At 42.6% G+C, this 16983-nt stretch carries 17 protein-coding genes; 9 read left to right on the top strand and 8 right to left on the bottom strand.

Going from position 1 to position 16983, the window contains the following annotated elements; translation table 11 throughout:
• Positions 1 to 7 precede the first annotated feature (7 nt).
• A complete protein-coding gene (gene scpA, locus W7W_RS0101480; protein WP_010662097.1) occupies positions 8 to 2161 on the top strand; it encodes a methylmalonyl-CoA mutase in 2154 nt (717 codons plus the stop codon).
• A 140-nt stretch (positions 2162 to 2301) separates the two neighbouring features.
• Here the strand turns inward: scpA and W7W_RS0101475 are convergent, their stop codons facing one another.
• Positions 2302 to 4233: a TlpA family protein disulfide reductase gene (locus W7W_RS0101475; RefSeq protein WP_010662096.1), complete on the bottom strand. Its 1932-nt coding sequence runs from the start codon at positions 4231 to 4233 to the stop codon at positions 2302 to 2304.
• A 514-nt stretch (positions 4234 to 4747) separates the two neighbouring features.
• On the opposite strand from W7W_RS0101475, the gene W7W_RS23395 reads away from it, so the two are divergent.
• The 3 genes from W7W_RS23395 (at position 4748) to W7W_RS0101455 (ending at position 6595) form a co-directional block, all read left to right on the top strand.
• Entirely contained in the window at positions 4748 to 4951 is a 204-nt protein-coding gene (locus tag W7W_RS23395) for a hypothetical protein (protein WP_148660795.1), read from the top strand.
• A 229-nt stretch (positions 4952 to 5180) separates the two neighbouring features.
• Positions 5181 to 5594, top strand: a complete 414-nt coding sequence (locus tag W7W_RS0101460; RefSeq protein WP_010662095.1) for a hypothetical protein — start codon at positions 5181 to 5183, stop codon at positions 5592 to 5594.
• A 110-nt stretch (positions 5595 to 5704) separates the two neighbouring features.
• Positions 5705 to 6595, top strand: coding sequence for a DMT family transporter (locus W7W_RS0101455; RefSeq protein ID WP_010662094.1), 891 nt, complete (start codon positions 5705 to 5707; stop codon positions 6593 to 6595).
• 82 nt (positions 6596 to 6677) lie between these two features.
• Here the strand turns inward: W7W_RS0101455 and W7W_RS0101450 are convergent, their stop codons facing one another.
• From W7W_RS0101450 to asnS, 4 genes are all read right to left on the bottom strand, one after another.
• On the bottom strand, positions 6678 to 7061 hold the full coding sequence (locus W7W_RS0101450) for a hypothetical protein (RefSeq protein ID WP_010662093.1): 384 nt from the start codon (positions 7059 to 7061) through the stop codon (positions 6678 to 6680).
• Positions 7062 to 7277: 216 nt separating this feature from the next.
• On the bottom strand, positions 7278 to 9368 hold the full coding sequence (locus W7W_RS0101445; RefSeq protein ID WP_010662092.1) for a prolyl oligopeptidase family serine peptidase: 2091 nt from the start codon (positions 9366 to 9368) through the stop codon (positions 7278 to 7280).
• 101 nt (positions 9369 to 9469) lie between these two features.
• Complete coding sequence (locus W7W_RS0101440; protein WP_010662091.1) at positions 9470 to 9850, bottom strand: PH domain-containing protein; 381 nt, start codon at positions 9848 to 9850, stop codon at positions 9470 to 9472.
• 321 nt (positions 9851 to 10171) lie between these two features.
• Positions 10172 to 11611: an asparagine--tRNA ligase gene (gene asnS, locus W7W_RS0101430; RefSeq protein ID WP_010662090.1), complete on the bottom strand. Its 1440-nt coding sequence runs from the start codon at positions 11609 to 11611 to the stop codon at positions 10172 to 10174.
• A 265-nt stretch (positions 11612 to 11876) separates the two neighbouring features.
• On the opposite strand from asnS, the gene rplU reads away from it, so the two are divergent.
• The 5 genes from rplU (at position 11877) to ruvC (ending at position 15061) form a co-directional block, all read left to right on the top strand.
• On the top strand, positions 11877 to 12188 hold the full coding sequence (rplU, locus tag W7W_RS0101425) for a 50S ribosomal protein L21 (RefSeq protein ID WP_010662089.1): 312 nt from the start codon (positions 11877 to 11879) through the stop codon (positions 12186 to 12188).
• A gap of 23 nt (positions 12189 to 12211) precedes the next feature.
• Entirely contained in the window at positions 12212 to 12475 is a 264-nt protein-coding gene (gene rpmA / locus W7W_RS0101420; protein WP_010662088.1) for a 50S ribosomal protein L27, read from the top strand.
• 105 nt (positions 12476 to 12580) lie between these two features.
• Positions 12581 to 13852, top strand: coding sequence for a serine--tRNA ligase (serS, locus tag W7W_RS0101415; protein ID WP_010662087.1), 1272 nt, complete (start codon positions 12581 to 12583; stop codon positions 13850 to 13852).
• A gap of 324 nt (positions 13853 to 14176) precedes the next feature.
• Entirely contained in the window at positions 14177 to 14491 is a 315-nt protein-coding gene (locus W7W_RS0101410) for a DUF4286 family protein (RefSeq protein WP_010662086.1), read from the top strand.
• A 9-nt stretch (positions 14492 to 14500) separates the two neighbouring features.
• Complete coding sequence (gene ruvC, locus W7W_RS0101405; protein WP_010662085.1) at positions 14501 to 15061, top strand: crossover junction endodeoxyribonuclease RuvC; 561 nt, start codon at positions 14501 to 14503, stop codon at positions 15059 to 15061.
• A gap of 192 nt (positions 15062 to 15253) precedes the next feature.
• On the opposite strand, the gene W7W_RS0101400 is transcribed toward ruvC, so the two are convergent.
• The 3 genes from W7W_RS0101400 to W7W_RS0101390 form a co-directional block, all read right to left on the bottom strand.
• A complete protein-coding gene (locus W7W_RS0101400; RefSeq protein WP_010662084.1) occupies positions 15254 to 15646 on the bottom strand; it encodes an HIT family protein in 393 nt (130 codons plus the stop codon).
• Between the two features lie 45 nt (positions 15647 to 15691).
• Entirely contained in the window at positions 15692 to 16165 is a 474-nt protein-coding gene (greA, locus tag W7W_RS0101395) for a transcription elongation factor GreA (protein ID WP_010662083.1), read from the bottom strand.
• 237 nt (positions 16166 to 16402) lie between these two features.
• Positions 16403 to 16885 (bottom strand): hypothetical protein, encoded by a 483-nt coding sequence (locus tag W7W_RS0101390; protein ID WP_010662082.1) that lies wholly within the window; start codon positions 16883 to 16885, stop codon positions 16403 to 16405.
• Positions 16886 to 16983 lie beyond the last annotated feature (98 nt).

The following is a 16983-nucleotide window of genomic DNA, read 5'->3' as shown; positions in this document are numbered from 1 at the left end:
AATAATCATGAGACCAGATTTTTCAAAAATAGAATTTAAAGGAGATAAATGCCCGATTGATCCCAAAACCTGGGAGAAAAAGAACGGCATTAAAAAAGACTGGGTGACACCTGAGCAGATTCCGGTAAAACCCGTTTACAATAAAGAAGACCTGGAGGGCATGGAGCACCTGAACTATGCTGCAGGATTGGTGCCTTACCTTCGCGGACCTTACTCGGCAATGTATGCCATGCGTCCCTGGACCATCCGTCAGTATGCAGGTTTCTCAACGGCCGAAGAGTCCAACGCATTTTACCGTCGCAACCTGGCGGCCGGTCAGAAGGGTCTTTCTGTAGCGTTTGACCTTGCGACCCACCGCGGATATGACTCTGACCACGAGCGTGTGGTTGGTGATGTCGGTAAAGCTGGTGTGGCCATCGACTCTATCCTTGATATGAAGGTGCTTTTCGACGGTATTCCGTTGGACAAAATGTCGGTTTCCATGACTATGAACGGTGCAGTTTTGCCGGTAATGGCTTTCTACATTGTAGCAGGTCTGGAGCAGGGTGCCAAACTTGAGGAGTTGAGCGGTACCATTCAGAACGATATTTTGAAAGAGTTCATGGTGCGTAACACTTACATTTACCCGCCTGAATTTTCTATGCGTATCATTGCAGACATCTTTGAGTACACATCTCAGAAGATGCCTAAATTTAACAGTATCTCCATTTCGGGATATCACATGCAGGAAGCCGGTGCCACTGCCGACCTGGAGCTGGGTTATACCCTTGCCGACGGTTTGGAGTATCTGAAAACCGGTGTGGATGCAGGACTGGACATCGATGCTTTTGCACCTCGTTTGTCGTTTTTCTGGGCTATTGGGATGAACCACTTCATGGAGATTGCCAAAATGCGTGCTGCACGTATGCTTTGGGCAAAAATTGTGAAGCGCTTCAATCCTAAGAATCCTAAGTCTTTGGCGTTGCGTACGCACTCACAGACTTCCGGTTGGTCACTGCAGGAGCAGGATCCTTTCAATAACGTAGGTCGTACCTGCGTGGAAGCGATGGCTGCTGCGTTGGGACATACCCAGTCTTTGCACACCAATGCTTTGGATGAGGCCATCGCACTGCCTACCGATTTCTCAGCTCGGATTGCCCGTAATACTCAGATCTACATTCAGGAAGAGACAAAAATTACCAAAGCCGTTGATCCCTGGGCCGGGTCTTACTATGTGGAAGCTCTGACGAAGGAGTTGGCTGAAAAAGCCTGGGCACACATTGAAGAGATCGAAGAGATGGGTGGTATGACAAAAGCCATCGAAACCGGATTGCCCAAAATGCGTATCGAAGAGGCTGCTGCTCGTACACAGGCCAAGATCGATAGTGCCAAACAGGTAATTGTCGGGAACAATCGTTACCGTCTGGAGAAAGAAGACCCAATCGACATTTTAGAAATTGACAACACCGCTGTTCGGAAGTCTCAACTTGAGCGTTTAGCGAAGTTGCGTGCCGACCGGAATGAAGAAGAGGTAAAAGCTTCACTGACTGCTCTGACTAAAGCTGTTGAAACCGGTGAGGGGAACCTTCTTGCTCTGGCAGTTGATGCTGCCCAGAAGCGTGCTTCTTTGGGAGAGATTTCTTATGCATGTGAAAAAGTTGTTGGAAGATTTAAAGCTGTGATTAGATCAATTAACGGAGTGTACTCTGCAGAGGCCGGAAATGACAGTGAGTTTGAAAAGGCTCGTGCCCTGGCTGGTGAGTTTGCAGAAAAAGAAGGTCGTCAGCCCCGTATCATGATTGCCAAAATGGGTCAGGATGGTCACGACCGTGGTGCTAAAGTAGTGGCTACCGGGTATGCCGATATCGGTTTCGACGTGGATATGGGACCATTGTTCCAGACTCCTGCTGAAGCTGCCCGTCAGGCTGTTGAGAACGACGTTCACGTGTTGGGTGTCTCTTCTCTGGCTGCTGGTCATAAAACTTTGGTTCCTCAGGTGATTGATGAACTGAAGAAGCTGGGCCGTGAAGACATCATGGTGATTGCCGGTGGTGTAATTCCTCACCAGGACTACCAGTACCTCTACGATTGTGGCGTAGTGGGTATCTTTGGCCCCGGATCATCGGTGTCGCGTGCTGCTATTGATATTATGAATCTTTTGCTGCAAAGTAGCGCAGAGTAAAGGATTTCATTTGTGATATTTTATGCCCCTGCCGGTTTCCGGTGGGGGCTTTGCTTTTTAAATGCGGAGATGCAAAGTGAGCAAACAATTGAGGGCTTCACTTTAAGTGAAACCCTCAATTAATCATCTTAATATATATTTTATCCCTTTGTGATTGCTTCCCGCATGGCATCAACCCCCGGGAATCCCGTATGGCGTGCAATCTGCTTCCCTTCTTTATCAAAAATCATAAAGGTGGGAACGCCTTCAATCTTCAGGTTTTCGTACCAATATTGCCATTGGACATTATTTACCCTGTAATGATGACCGTGAATATCCGGCACCATTTTATTCCATGTACCGGTGGGAGATGTTTCTCCTGTAAGGTAAACAAACACGACATCCTCCTCTTTCATCTCTTCTTTGAGCGGTTTTATTTGCTCCATGGCACCCAGGCATGGGCCACACCAGGTAGCCCAGAAGTCCACAACGATAGTTTTTCCTTTGTGTTCAGCAAGTATGGCCTCAAACACCTTATCTTCGGAAGTTGCCGGAATTTCGTGAATGACAAATCCATCTCCTGATGCAGCTTTGTTGGTTTCCACTAATTTTTTAAGATCGTCGCTTTCTGTTATCAGGTAGTTGGCGATAAATTCGTCAGAGAAGAGTGTTTTAAGCTGCTTTTTGTCCTCTTCAGAAAAGTAATGAAGTTCTTGTATCTCTTCAAACAGAACCTGTGATTTAACGGCCTCTGTAATCAGGTTGTTGTTTTTATTCAGGTTTTGCTTCATAATGCTTGCAATGGCTGAGGCTTTTTCTATTCTGTTAAGATTCCCGGTAGTGCCAAATAGAGGAAGATTCAGGATACTTTTTAATGATCCTGAAAAGTTCATATCATAGGTTAGATTGTCTTCAAAGATTTCCGGAACAAAAGAATAATAATTATTTCCCGGTTTTTCTACTTTAAAATCTACCTCTCTCCATTGGTCAAAAGAAATATTGTTGGCCTTAAAATGGGCTTGTTTTAAAAACGACTCATAATTCATCAGGTACATCAGAATTTGGTTTTGAATTATGCTGGAGAGTACTTTGTGTTGGGCCTCGGTTAGGTTTTTATCTTTTATTTTTTCTTCTGTAGAATGCCACTTATTAACCATGTAATTTTTGAATTCATCAGGAGTCATTCCTGCGACTTCTTGTGTGGTAGATTCTTGTTGAATAATACTATTGACCGCATTGTTTACTTCTTTCAGTTCCAAAATTGTCAACGGACTACCGCTGGTGGTCATGAAAAGAGAATCTCCGGGTTGCTTGTCTTTTCTGTAACGCGACTCATAGCGTGCCTTTTTCTTTAGGTCAACTGAGAGATTTAGGTCCTTTCCGGGAATTAAAAATAAGGCGCCAAATTTATCTGTATAAACAACTGAGGGATGATAAAGTGGCACCTCACCACTAAATGAGCCATCTTCTTCAGCAGTCAGCTTTGTCCCCTGGTGAGCACCAGTAAGCAAATTAGAAGAATAGAAAGTAATTTCATAAGGCATCATGGACTTATTGAACCCAAATAATTGTCCTGAAACTTTTGCCGGTTGGTTGTAGAATCCGGGTTTGGGTAACGAATTTTTTTTGTTTTTCGAGTCGGACTGGATCGCTGATGCCATTTTTATATTTGTCTCCGGCATCAGGGATATTCCACGGATTTTCCAGCAATCAGGGTGGTCACATTCGATGAAATCGATTTTGGTTACCTCTGGTGCCAATGGTGGAAAATATAGTTGATAGGCTGTTCTTCCTGAATCAGGCATCGTAAATTGTTCTCCCGGAGTAATACCCACGGCTTTTGTAAGCTTCAGAATATTGTCGGTTTCGTGCTCTTTGATGTGTGATTCCGGAGGGACGCGAATCCAGCTGCCAGGCTGAAAAACTACATCAAAGGATAAAATGGTCGCACTGTCGGTGAGTTCAATTTTAGTGATTTCAGCAACATCGGCGCTCCAGGTTTCAAAAACAGGGTTTTCGATGACGGACGGTCTTTTCTGGCCGCAACTGAAGAGAATGGTTGCCAGTAGAATACTTAAAAATAAATTTTTCATGATAAAAGAATTAGAGTGATTAGTTTATTGGAAAAGCAGTGCTTTTATTTATTGCGCTATTTGATACCTGTAAAAAATAATGGTTGTGGTTTACTGCTTTGAATAATTGTCCGGAGATAGTCAATGAAAAAATTCATTACAAAAAGTGATTTTAGGTTGAGCAGTTGAGAAATATTTCGAATGATAATTACTGGTTAATTGAAGGGAGCTACCGCGAGGGGGTGTTGAATAATTATGTTTCATTGCCTGGGTTTCGGGTTGGTTAACAAGTAATTGTTTGCAGAAACTAAGTTAGTATTTAGCAGGGAAATAACAAATTGTGTTTTGAATTTTTATAAGTTTTCGTATTTTTGTTTATGATACATAACCTTAAAACCCAGCGATATGATGAAAATTTGCTTCTTTGTTGTCTGCTTTTTACTTCCCAGACGGACAGTCTGTTTTAAAACATACCTTTCCATATACAATTAATCAGATAGATAAACCTTGTATTTACCCTAAATGCCGATCAACTATGAAAAAATCACATGTATTATCAGTCGTTGGACTGTTGCTAACAACGCTCGGGGTGCTAAGTCAACTCTGGTTTGAGGAGCTATATCTTACTTATTCTTTCTTGGGAGTCGGATTACTTTTGTGCCTGGTCGCCATATTTCTGGAGGTGAAAAGACGAATCAATCAAACGCAAAAAGAAACATTTCGGAAATCCTGGGACTAATACCGGCTTAATTGCAGGTTTTATAATAATCGCTTTATTTTCTTGAATTATTCTGGGGAAGGAACAATCGAGACAATAAAAAAGCTTCTGATTTAACGTAAGAAAATTTAAGAAATAGGATGATGAAAACCCAGCCTGTTTAATTGAACTTTCAGATCATTTTTTCAGAAAATAATCCTTCCAACATAGCCCATAAAACCCTGTTAACCATTAAAAACCGTCACCCGGAATGAAAAGCTTAAAATCCTTTTTTCATGTATTCCTCTTCTTTGTTTTAGGTTCTTGTAATTATATGCAAGAAGCCGAGAGTCCATTAGTTGGAATGTGGTCGTTTATTGAAGGCTCCTCCAATGGCAAGCCAAATTTTAATTATGAAGAAGATAGAACTAAAGTTTTTAATTCAGATGGAACCTTTTATATCTCTCATCATGAACAGGGCAATGAGAATATAGAATTTAAGGGAAAGTTTGAAACTGTTGATGACAATCATTTTAAAGAAATCCTGAATCGCTCAACATCCGTTATTTATGCGTATGAGATTAAAAATGACACCTTAACTTTTGAAGGAGAATTAAAGATCCCTATGGAAAATGGGAATCATAGATCTGTGTTAGTCAAAGAAAAGTGGGCGAGAAAAAATTAATTTAACTTCCTCCTTCTGCCTCACTACTTCACAACTTTTCTAATATTTATCATATCCCCATTTCATGCGGAAGTGTATTTTTGTGGCATAGAAACCACTCACAGCGTTCCATGAGCCACCGCATAAAAGTCTTTGCTGCCCTCACTGCCACCATGCTCTTTTGGGCCTTTTCGTTTGTATGGACCAAGGTAGCCTTTACTGTTTGGACACCTATCTCTACAATCTGGATGCGGTTAGTACTCAGCTCTCTTTTCATTTTTGGATATCTGGCATTGACCAAGCGATTGGAGCCTTTGCGAAAGAAAGATCTTAAGTGGTTGATGGCGCTCTCATTCTTTCAGCCTTTTCTGTATTTTATGGGAGAGAGTAATGGACTGAATTATCTCAGCTCCACTATGGGATCTGTCATTGTAAGTACCATTCCTCTATTGGCCCCTATTCCCGGAGTGTTGTTTATGAATGAGCGTTTTTCGTGGCTCAACCTGCTGGGGATTGTGATATCCTTTACCGGGGTGGGACTGATTCTATTTGAAAATGGTTTTGAGTTGAAAGCGCCCATCGAAGGGTTGTTGTTTATGGCTCTTGCCGTTTTTGCTGCTCTTGCCTATTCTGTTGTAATTAAGCGGATGGGGAACCGCTATTCGCCGGTGAATCTTACTGCCTGGCAAAATCTGTTTGGCATCGGGTTTTTCTTTCCCTTTTTCTACCTCAATGATTGGGAGCATTTTGTTGCTACTCCCCCTACTGTTGACGCACTTGTTGCCCTGCTTTTACTGGCAGTCTTTGCTTCCTCTTTTGCCTTTATCTTTTTTGCCTATGGCATTGCCCGAATCGGAGTCACCCGTGCCAATGTGTTTGCCAATATGATCCCGGTTTTTACTGCCATCTTTGCCTGGATGGTGCTGGATGAGGCGCTTACACTTAAGAAGTTTGCCGGAATTGCCATTGTAATCGGTGGTTTGTTTATTTCACAGTTACGCAAGCAGAGAGATAAAGTCTAACCTGATTAATTCATGAATTGTCGTAATAGATGATTTGTGAATTATTCAGGCAAAACACTCGGATTAAGAAATTCCCTCATTTTTAGAATTTATATTTGAGTGAAATTTTTAGATTTGTATAAATTCTTTCGTTCGCGAGGTTAAACAATATTCCGGGTTCAAGTTGCAGCTGGTTAGCAATTGAAATCGGGTATCCTAAAGAACCCGTTAAGTACCATTTGCTTTTTTCTCCGGGAGAAGCGGTGGTTTCAATATATGGATTATCCGACAGATCTTTTGAATTCAGGAACTCTTCATAGTAAGTTCCCAATCCAATGTTGACAAAATTACTGTTGTACATAAGCATTAACGGAATGCTTATGTAGTTAAGCCTCAATTCTGCATCATACGTAAAGGAATCATTTACGCCCGTTATGTTGACTTCAACCTGATCTTTATTGTATTTATAGATTAGTCCTGATTGCAACCACAAATTGCCTTTTAAATGTCGTGATAATAATGCACCAAACCCCTTTGGGTTTTCCGAAGTATTGATTCTGTAGGAGGTTGCTGCTTCAACGGTCCATTTTGTGGGACTTTGTGCAAATGTTATTGTTTGAGATAATAATGTACATTAGAGAACAATGATGAATCTGGGCATAAACTGAGACTTGGCAATGGTTAAATCAAAGGATTTTTTCTGTTACTCCATGCCTAATTCGTGCATGATAAAAGAATAAACATCTGCTCCGTTTTGTGTCCTGGAAGAATACGTGAGTCCTCCATAGTGACCGGCATCTTCCTGCACTTTTAAAAGGATTGGGTTGGTTTGTTCTTTCCGGTTCTGAAGTTTGGCAACAAACTTGTAACTATGGAATGGAGGCACCCGGTCATCGTTTTCGGAAGTGACCACAAGCATTGAAGGATAGTTGACCTCATCTGTAATGTTATGGTAGGGAGAATAATTCTTCAGTCTGCAGAAACTGGTACTGTCAGCAACGGTCCCATACTCATCGATATGCCAGTGGCCAACAGTGAATTTTTCAAATCGGATCATATCGGTGGGTGCAACCACCGGTACTACAGCTTTGAACAGATCCGGACGTTGTGTCGCTGCAGCGGCAACTACTAAGCCTCCATTGGAGCCTCCGGTAATTGCCAACTTTTTGGGATTGGTATATTTCTGATCAACCAGATATTCGGCAGCAGCGATGAAGTCGTCAAATGAATTTTGTTTGAATTTGCCTTTTCCTGCTTTTGCCCATTTGGCACCTTTGTCGCCTCCTCCGCGAATGTTGGCAAAAGCAAAAATTCCCCCGTGTTCCACGAAATGAATTATTTCTGATCGATAGGAAGGCGTTGAAACTGAGCCAAATCCTCCATATGCTGTTAAAAGAAGAGGGTTATCTCCATTTTTCTCAACCCCCTTTTTGTGCACAAGTACCAATGGCACTTTGACTCCCTGCTCTGATTTGTATTCTAATTCGGTGTATTCAAATTGTTCAAAATCAAAGGGAACCTCAGTGCGTTCTATTACTTCTTTCTCAAAGCTTTGAATGTTGAACTCATATACCACCGGGGGAACAGTCCAGGAGGTAAGTATGAAGCGAACCATGTCTTCCTCGGGTTCGCCCTCCAGACCATGGATGGCAGAAATGAATGGAAACCTCGCTTTGTGTAAGACTTTCCCATCGTACCCCATTACCAGTAGTACCGGATGGTTATTCGATTGTAAGGTAAGTACCAACCGATCCTCATAGGGCATCACATCCAGCAGCACTCCATCCGAAAAAGGTGGAACGATTTCTTTCCATTGCAAAGAGTTTTCGGGGTCGATTTGTACTACTCGGCTGCTTCCTGCATTATCTGCGGTGAGGCCTATTAGTTTTCCCCCACGATTGTCAATAACCTTCAATCCTCTGTCGAAATTGGTGATCAGAGGTCGTAGGAAGGGCTGATGTGAATAGTAGTCTTTATAGAAAACGCTTAACTTGCCGTTCCTTTCATCCTTTTCGGTTAATATAAAGAAGCGTTCATCCGAGGTGGTCATAAATTCCAATTGAACCCAGGGCCTTTCGGGTCGTTCAAAGACCAATTCATCCATTTCCTGGGTGTTGCCTATTTTATGATAATAGACTTTTTGGCCTGATGTCTGGCCAAACTTGCCTTCCTGATCAATGATTGAATAGAAAAATCCATCATCCAACCATGCCGGGTTTGAGAATTTTATCCCTTTAAGGTGATCTTTCAGTTGCTTGCCGGAAGGCAGTTGTACCACACCAATCTCCTGCCAGTCACTTCCGTTTCGGATGTATTGGTAGACGAGCAATTCAGCGTTTTTGGAGACCTGATAATCAGAAATATTGATCTTATCTTTTCGGGAAATGTCGTTGTAGGGATCAATGAGGATTTCTCTTGTCTTTTTGTTACGACTCGTGTTAATCAGGAGGGATGATCCTACACGTGTGTCGGTATAGGCAAATGAAAAAAAGTATTTGCCTTCCTTTTTGGGGAAATTATACCGAATATGCTTGTTTTTATCTATTTCATTGAAAGAATTGGATCTTCTTTCCGCTTTCCTGAGCCAATCCTGGGAGAGGTCATTTTGTTTAGAAATCCATTCTGACGTTTCGGAACTTTCTGTCTTTTCAAGCCAGCGATAGTTATCTTCAATGATATGTACATTGTAAAATGTATCAACCACCTGAACCTGTCTGGCAGGGATGGGGGTATATTCCTGGGCAAAGGTTGGTAAGGAAAAGGTCAGGATAAGGAAAAGGAATGAAATGCGCATGACATCGGGTTTGTTGGGTAAATTTGGTTTTAATTAATCTTTTGATCTAGCTATCTTTTACATGTTGGGAGGCATCTTTTCAGGTAAGGCTAAGAAGAAGGCTACTTCAACACATGCGTAGCCAACAATTTCTGAACCTCATAGACATCCACAGATTTATTGAATTTCTTCTGAACACTCGGATTGCTTTCACCCGATATCCAGATTTTTAACTCTGCATCCAGGTCAAATGTTCCGGCTGTTTCGATACTGAAACGGGAGATGCTGCCATAAACAACGGAGAAATACTCTGTTTTTCGTCCCGAGAGTCCTTGTTTGTCAATTAAAAGAAGGCGCTTGCTGGTAAAAATGAACGTGTCACGAAAAAGTTTGAAGCCGATTTCAATTTCTTCGTTGTCGGTTAGTAGTTTGCTGTACTCGGCTCTGAGTTTTTCCGGCTCTACCATGCCGGCATTGCCCATCAGGGAAGAAAAGATGCCCATGATTTTTTGTTTTTAGGGGTTGAGGCCTAAAGGTAATAAAAAGATTTTAAAGGCTGATTCAGTCATAAAATCCTATTGTCCGGATAAGCGATGCCCGGCTTTGGCAGGTCGCCGGTCATAATTTAAATAGGGAAGAAAGTCAAAATGGGCATATCGTCATTCAGGAATCGTCAGGATGGATGGAATGCAATCTTGTTTATTGGACTCTTTCTGTCGAAGATGCTAAACAAAAAACCCCTCGATCGGAATCGAGGGGTTGATAATGGAATGGATATAGATCGCCCGGCTAATGCCGGGTACTATACCTAAATTCTGTATGCTTTAAAACTCGGCACTTTTAGGTGCTCTGGGGAACGGAATTACGTCGCGGATGTTGGTCATACCTGTGACGAACAGCATCAGGCGCTCAAAGCCAAGGCCAAATCCACTGTGAGGTACAGACCCGAAGCGACGGGTATCTAAAAACCACCACATCTCCTCTTCGGGGATGTTCATTTCGGCCATGCGGGCAGTGAGTTTTTCGTAACTCTCTTCGCGTTGTGACCCTCCGATGATTTCTCCAATTTGGGGGAAAAGCACGTCCATGGCACGAACGGTTTTGTTATCATCGTTCAGCTTCATGTAGAATGCCTTAATCTCCTTTGGGTAATCGGTAAGGATTACCGGTTTTTTGAAGTGTTTCTCTACCAGATAACGCTCGTGCTCCGATTGCAGATCTGTGCCAAAACCCTTTACCGGATACTGGAATTTTCCTTTTTTGTTGGGTTTGGAGTTTTCCAATACGTTAATGGCTTCCTCATAAGTCAACCTGATAAAATCATTCTCCAGAACAAATTTCAGCTTTTCAATCAGCTCCATTGACTTTTCGGTATCCTTCTTCCCTTTTTCTTCCTGTTGCAGTCTCTGACTCAGGAATTGAAGATCATCCATGCAATTATCAAGTGCATATTGAATGAGATACTTCAAAAACTCTTCAGCCAGATCCATGTTGTCACTCAGTTCATAGAAAGCCATTTCGGGTTCAATCATCCAAAATTCTGACAGGTGACGTGTTGTGTTGGAGTTTTCTGCACGAAAAGTAGGGCCGAAAGTATATATCTCAGACATGGCCAAAGCTGCCAGTTCTCCTTCCAGCTGTCCGGAGACCGTCAGGTTGGTTGGTTTTCCGAAGAAATCTTTGGAGTAATCAATCTCCCCCTCTTCTGTGCGCGGTAGGTTGTCCACGTCCAGGGTGGTTACCTGAAACATCTCACCGGCTCCTTCAGCATCCGAAGCAGTAATGATGGGGGTATGAATATTGTAAAAACCTTTCTTGTTGAAGAATTCATGCACCGCAAAAATCATGGCATGGCGCACACGAGTAATTGCTCCGAATGTATTGGTTCGGAAACGCAGGTGGGCAATTTCTCGTAAAAATTCCAGCGAGTGCTTTTTGGGCTGAAGTGGATATTTGTCAGGATCACTGTCTCCCAGAATCTCGATGGTTTTGGCAAGCAATTCCACATTTTGACCGGCACCCTGTGACTCCTGCAACTCTCCGTCCACCGAAATGGCAGCTCCGGTGGTGATGCGACGTACCAGTGCCTCATCAAATTTCTCCATATCCACAACTACCTGGAGATTATTGATGCCAGACCCGTCGTTCAGGGCCACAAAATTCACATGTTTGTTTCCTCTGCGGGTACGTACCCAGCCTTTTACGGTAAATGGTTTACCAATATCGTTCGACCTCAACAGGTCGGCTACCTTTGTTCTCTGCATCAGCTTAGTGTTTTTAGTCCTGAAGACCACAAAATTAATGATTTGTTTTAAGGCAGCAGCATTTTTTTGCGATTAATAAGATGCTTGTTTCGAAGAGAATCAGTTTCTCCGGACCATAGTTATCCTTTTTAAAAGAAATACTTAAGGTGTTTTTGATAAAAAGAAAAAGTTACTACCTTTGCAGACCGAAATAATCCGTACGGGTAGAAAAGAGATTTCCAGGAAGGAAACCACCTGTCGGAGAGAATCTTAAAATTGTATTTCAATGTACGCAATTGTATCCATTGGAGGCCAGCAATTCAAAGTTGAGAAAGACAGAAAGGTCTATGTGAACCGCCTCAATGCAGAAGAAGGAGCCTCAGTAGAGTTTGACCAGGTTTTGATGGTTGACAACGATGGTGATGTGAAGATTGGTGCTCCCGTTTTGGAAGGTGCCAAAGTTACTGCCAAAGTATTGGCCCATCTGAAAGGTGAAAAAGTAATCGTTTTCAAAAAGAAACGCCGCAAGGGGTATCGTAAGAAAAACGGACACCGTCAGTATCTGAGCCAGATTCAGATCGAAAACATTGAAGGTTAATCACGAAAAAAAATTAATGCGATATGGCACATAAGAAAGGTGTAGGTAGCTCCAGAAACGGACGCGAATCAGAAAGTAAACGTTTGGGCGTTAAGATTTTTGGCGGCCAGGGCGTTAAAGCCGGTAACATTATTGTACGTCAGCGTGGTACTCAGCATCACCCGGGCGATAATGTCGGCATGGGAAAAGACCACACGCTTTTTGCACTGACCGACGGAACAGTTGTGTTCCGTAAAAGACAGGGAGACAAGTCTTTTGTTTCTGTTGATCCGGCAGCTGCAGAATAAGTTTATTCATAAAAAAATTCTTTGAATCTCCTGTTTTTGTTACTTTCGTAACAAATTCAGGAGATTTTTTGTGTTTCCAAAACAAAACAAACATATACCGAAAATATGCTCACACTCAAGTACATTCAGGAAAACCGCGAGGATGTTGTGACCCGGTTGAAAACCAAGAGGTTTGATGCCGATGAAATTGTGGATAAAATTATAATTGCCGATAATGATCGTAAAACCACACAGGCGGAGGCGGACAAGAAACAGAACGAACTGAATACCCTGTCTAAATCCATTGGTCAGCTCTTCAAATCGGGAAAAACCGATGAAGCCAATGAGGCTCGCGAGAAAACGGGTGCTTTGAAGGAGGAGATTCGTGTTCTGAATGGACAACTTGGGGAGACAGAATCTGATATTCAGAAATTTTTGGTGCAGGTCCCTAACCTTCCGCACTCTTCGGTTCCTGAAGGGAAAGGAGAGGATGATAACCTGGTGGAACGTGAGGGGGGTGAAATTCCAAAGCTTGAAGATGCCCTTCCACATTGGGAACTGGCTTCCAAATACGATTTGATTGATTTTGAATTGGGAACCAAGTTGACCGGTGCCGGATTTCCGGTGTATAAAGGATGGGGTGCCCGTTTGCAACGTGCGCTTATAAATTTCTTTTTGGATGAAGCTACCAAAGCAGGATACAATGAGGTGCTTCCACCACTGTTGGTTAACGAAGATTCAGGTTTTGGCACCGGACAGCTTCCCGATAAGGAAGGTCAGATGTATCATGTGACTGAGGATAACCTTTACCTGATTCCTACCGCCGAGGTGCCCGTGACCAATATCTTCCGGGATGTGGTGCTGGATGAGAAAGATCTACCGGTAAAACAATGTGCTTATTCTGCCTGTTTCCGGCGTGAAGCTGGTTCCTGGGGAGCACACGTACGGGGACTGAACCGCCTTCATCAGTTTGATAAGGTGGAAATTGTTCAGGTGGCTCACCCTGATAACTCATATGAGATTCTTGAGCAAATGGTTGCTCATGTTCAGTCGGTGGTGGAAAAGCTGGAATTGCCATGGCGTATTCTTCGCCTTTGTGGAGGAGACCTTAGCTTTACTTCTGCGTTGACTTTCGATTTTGAAGTTTACTCAGCAGCACAAAAGCGTTGGCTGGAAGTGAGTTCGGTTTCAAATTTTGAGACTTATCAGGCCAACCGCCTGAAATTGCGCTTTCGAAAAGCAGGGGAGAAGAAACCACAGTTGGCACATACGCTGAATGGTAGTGCATTGGCACTTCCCCGGATCGTTGCGGCTATTCTGGAAAATAATCAGACACCGGAGGGAATCAGAGTTCCGAAAGTGTTGGTTCCGTTTATGGGAACTGAACTGATTAAATAGAAGTGTCTATCCATAAAGTACCATTTACTGCGTTACGCTTGTCCGAAAATTACTCATTTACGAAAAGTAAACTCCGTATTTTCGGACTTCGCAAGCCTTGTAACTGGCACTTTCTGAACAAACACACTTCTAAAAACAGAATTTGCTTAGTTTATAGACAAGGTAAATAGAAGAGTCTGTCCATTAAGTACCATTTGCGTCCCCGAAGGATCAGGGCAGGCTTAGCAACTGGCACTTTTTGACCAGACTCATGACTTTTACATCGTTAGACCGGTATCAAATAAGAACTACCTAAATTCCCCGGAGGGGCTTTATAAACTATATATGACAAACAAACGACATATATTCAACGCATCTTTTTATACTACCGAAGAGTATCGTTCCGATTGGGAAAGCTGGCTTCAGGAAACATTCTTCCCCTTTGTTTCGGAACTGGTGCCGGGGAGTAGTAAAGAGATTTTTGAAGTGGAGTCGGATGTAAATCAGGAGATGTTGGTTTTTTCTGTTCAGATACGTTGCTCCACGCCTGGGGAACTGAAAATTTTACAACAGGAATCTGCTCCTGTGTTCAGCAAATTCAGGGCCCGGTTTGGGGAAAGTATAACCAATTTTAACTCGGTATTAATTAAGATAGACTAGGAGCCCTTTATGGCCAAAATACCTGCTGAGAAAATCATCCTCGGAATCGATCCCGGGACGACCGTTATGGGGTATGGGATTATTGAGGTAACAGGAAAAACCCCAAAACTGGTTGCTATGGGTGCTGTGGAACTGGCCAAGTACAAGGATCATTATTTGAAACTTCAAAAAATATTTGAGCGGGTGGTAAGTTTGATTGATTCGTACCATCCCGATGAGCTTGCCATTGAAGCTCCTTTTTACGGCAAAAATGTGCAGTCGATGCTCAAACTGGGGCGTGCCCAGGGAGTGGCTATGGCCGCTGCACTTTCCCGCTCAATGCCCATCTTTGAATATGCTCCCCTTCGGATCAAACAGGCCATTACCGGCCGTGGTAATGCTTCTAAAGAGCAGGTAGCCATGTTTTTGCAGCAGTACCTGAAGCTGGAAGAGATGCCCAAATATCTGGATGCTACCGATGGACTGGCGGCTGCTGTTTGTCACTTTTTTCAGAAGCAAAATCTGGTCAGCAGTGGCGGAGCCAAAAGCTGGAAAGAATTTATCCGGCAAAACCCGGGAAGAGTGAAATAAAAAGAAGGTGACCCCCAACGAAAAAACCTTAAATTATCAAGGTTATTTAAACCCCCTCCTTCGGAGGGGTTAGGGGAGGCTTTATCCCCCTCCCTGGGATGGGTTGGGGGAGGGCGGAGGCCCAATAAAAAAAGCCGTCCCCGAAGTTTTGAGGCTTCGGGGACGGCTTTTTAGAAGTATGTTGGTTACTTCCTAAAAACCTGATTTGATTTTTTCAGCAATTGCTTCCATCTCTTCTTTTGGCAGCTGCAGTTTTGGTTTTGAAAAACTAATGTCTGATTCTGCATTTAGTGGCACCAGATGTATGTGTGCGTGCGGAACTTCAAGTCCCAATACTGCTACCCCGATGCGTTTGCAGGGGATCCCTTTTTCTATAGCCAGGGCCACTTTCTTTGAAAAAACCATCATTTCTGCCAGGAGTTGGTCGTCCAGATCAAACAGATAATCTGTTTCCTGTTTGGGGATGACCAGCGTATGTCCTTTGGCCAGAGGGTTGATATCCAGAAAAGCATAGAAACGGTCGTCTTCTGCAATTTTATAGCTGGGAATTTCTCCTGCTGCAATTTTGGAAAAAATGGTTGCCATAGCTCAATGAAATTTATGAAAAATGATTTCTTTGTTTTTGTGAAATTACAAAGAAATATCAATGATTTCAAAAGGCATTACACCTGATGGTACTTTGATTTCTACTTTATCTCCTACTTTTTTGCCCATCAATCCCTGTGCAATAGGTGTGGAAACAGAAATTTTACCGGCTTTCAGATCGGCTTCCGATTCTGAAACCAGCGTGTAGGTCATTACTGCATTGTTTTTGAGGTTCTTAATTTTAACCTTGTTCAACATCTGAACCTTTGAGGTGTCAATTTTCGACTCATCAATGATGCGACTACTGGCTATGGTTTCTTTCAGTTTGGCAATGCGCATTTCCAAAAGGCCTTGAGCCTCTTTGGCTGCATCATATTCTGCATTCTCTGAAAGATCGCCCTTATCGCGGGCTTCGGCTATTTGTTTCGAGATGTTTGGGCGTTCAACCGATTCCAGCTGAACCAACTCTTCACGAAGCTTTTTTAACCCTGCCTGGGTTATGTAACTTACATTAGACATTGTTTAATCCTCCTATTTATTTGAAATTGTTTATTATTTGTGTTTTGGTTTCAGATAATCAATTTTGTCAGATTATCTAATTACTATCATCTAAAATCTATTCACTAATTTATCGTGGGTATATAAAAAGAAAAGAATCCCTGAGACTATATTATAGTCCGGGACTCTTTGCTACAAATTTAGCAAATGTTGTTGGTATAAAAAAATTAAGTCCGGACAATGATGAGGTGGAAGTTCCTAATAATCGGGTCTTTTGAGAATTTCAGAGTAGATGACCGCTTCTCTTAAGTTAAACCAGTCGTTTAAGTTGTTGTAACTTTCTTTTTTTTCCCTTAATGACCCTGATTCTTCTGATTTTAGGTTTTCCTGTCTTCCCGGTGCCTGGTTTTTTCGTTGTCGGCGGGCGTCTGTGGGGGATGCATTTGCCGTAAATACGTAGTCTTCTTTGACAAATGGTGCACCTTTCAGATTTTTTATCCCCTTATCCATGGCAGCCGGTTCTTCTTCCGATTGTTGCTCTTGAGGACTCATCTGAGGTGTTGGCTCTTCGTCTTCAAAAATTTCTTTGAAAGGACTGAATACTTCATCGAATGGACTTCTGGACTCCTGATTCTCTGGTGCAGGCATATCATTCCTTTTCGGCTTTTTTCTCTTTAAAGCCGAAAAGATGAATATCACCACCATGATGATGATGTATATTATTTCGCCGATGCCATCCATTCAATGAAAGCTTATTGTTTGAAATTAAAGTCCTAAATTAGCCCCAACTTTTGACTTAACCAAAGAAAGTCCTCAAATTTTATATTGCTGATGTTCTT

Source organism: Marinilabilia salmonicolor JCM 21150 (genome assembly GCF_000259075.1).
Lineage (GTDB): Bacteria > Bacteroidota > Bacteroidia > Bacteroidales > Marinilabiliaceae > Marinilabilia > Marinilabilia salmonicolor.
Note: the sequence above shows the minus strand (reverse complement) of the source record. Positions and strands in the feature narration are given on the sequence as shown.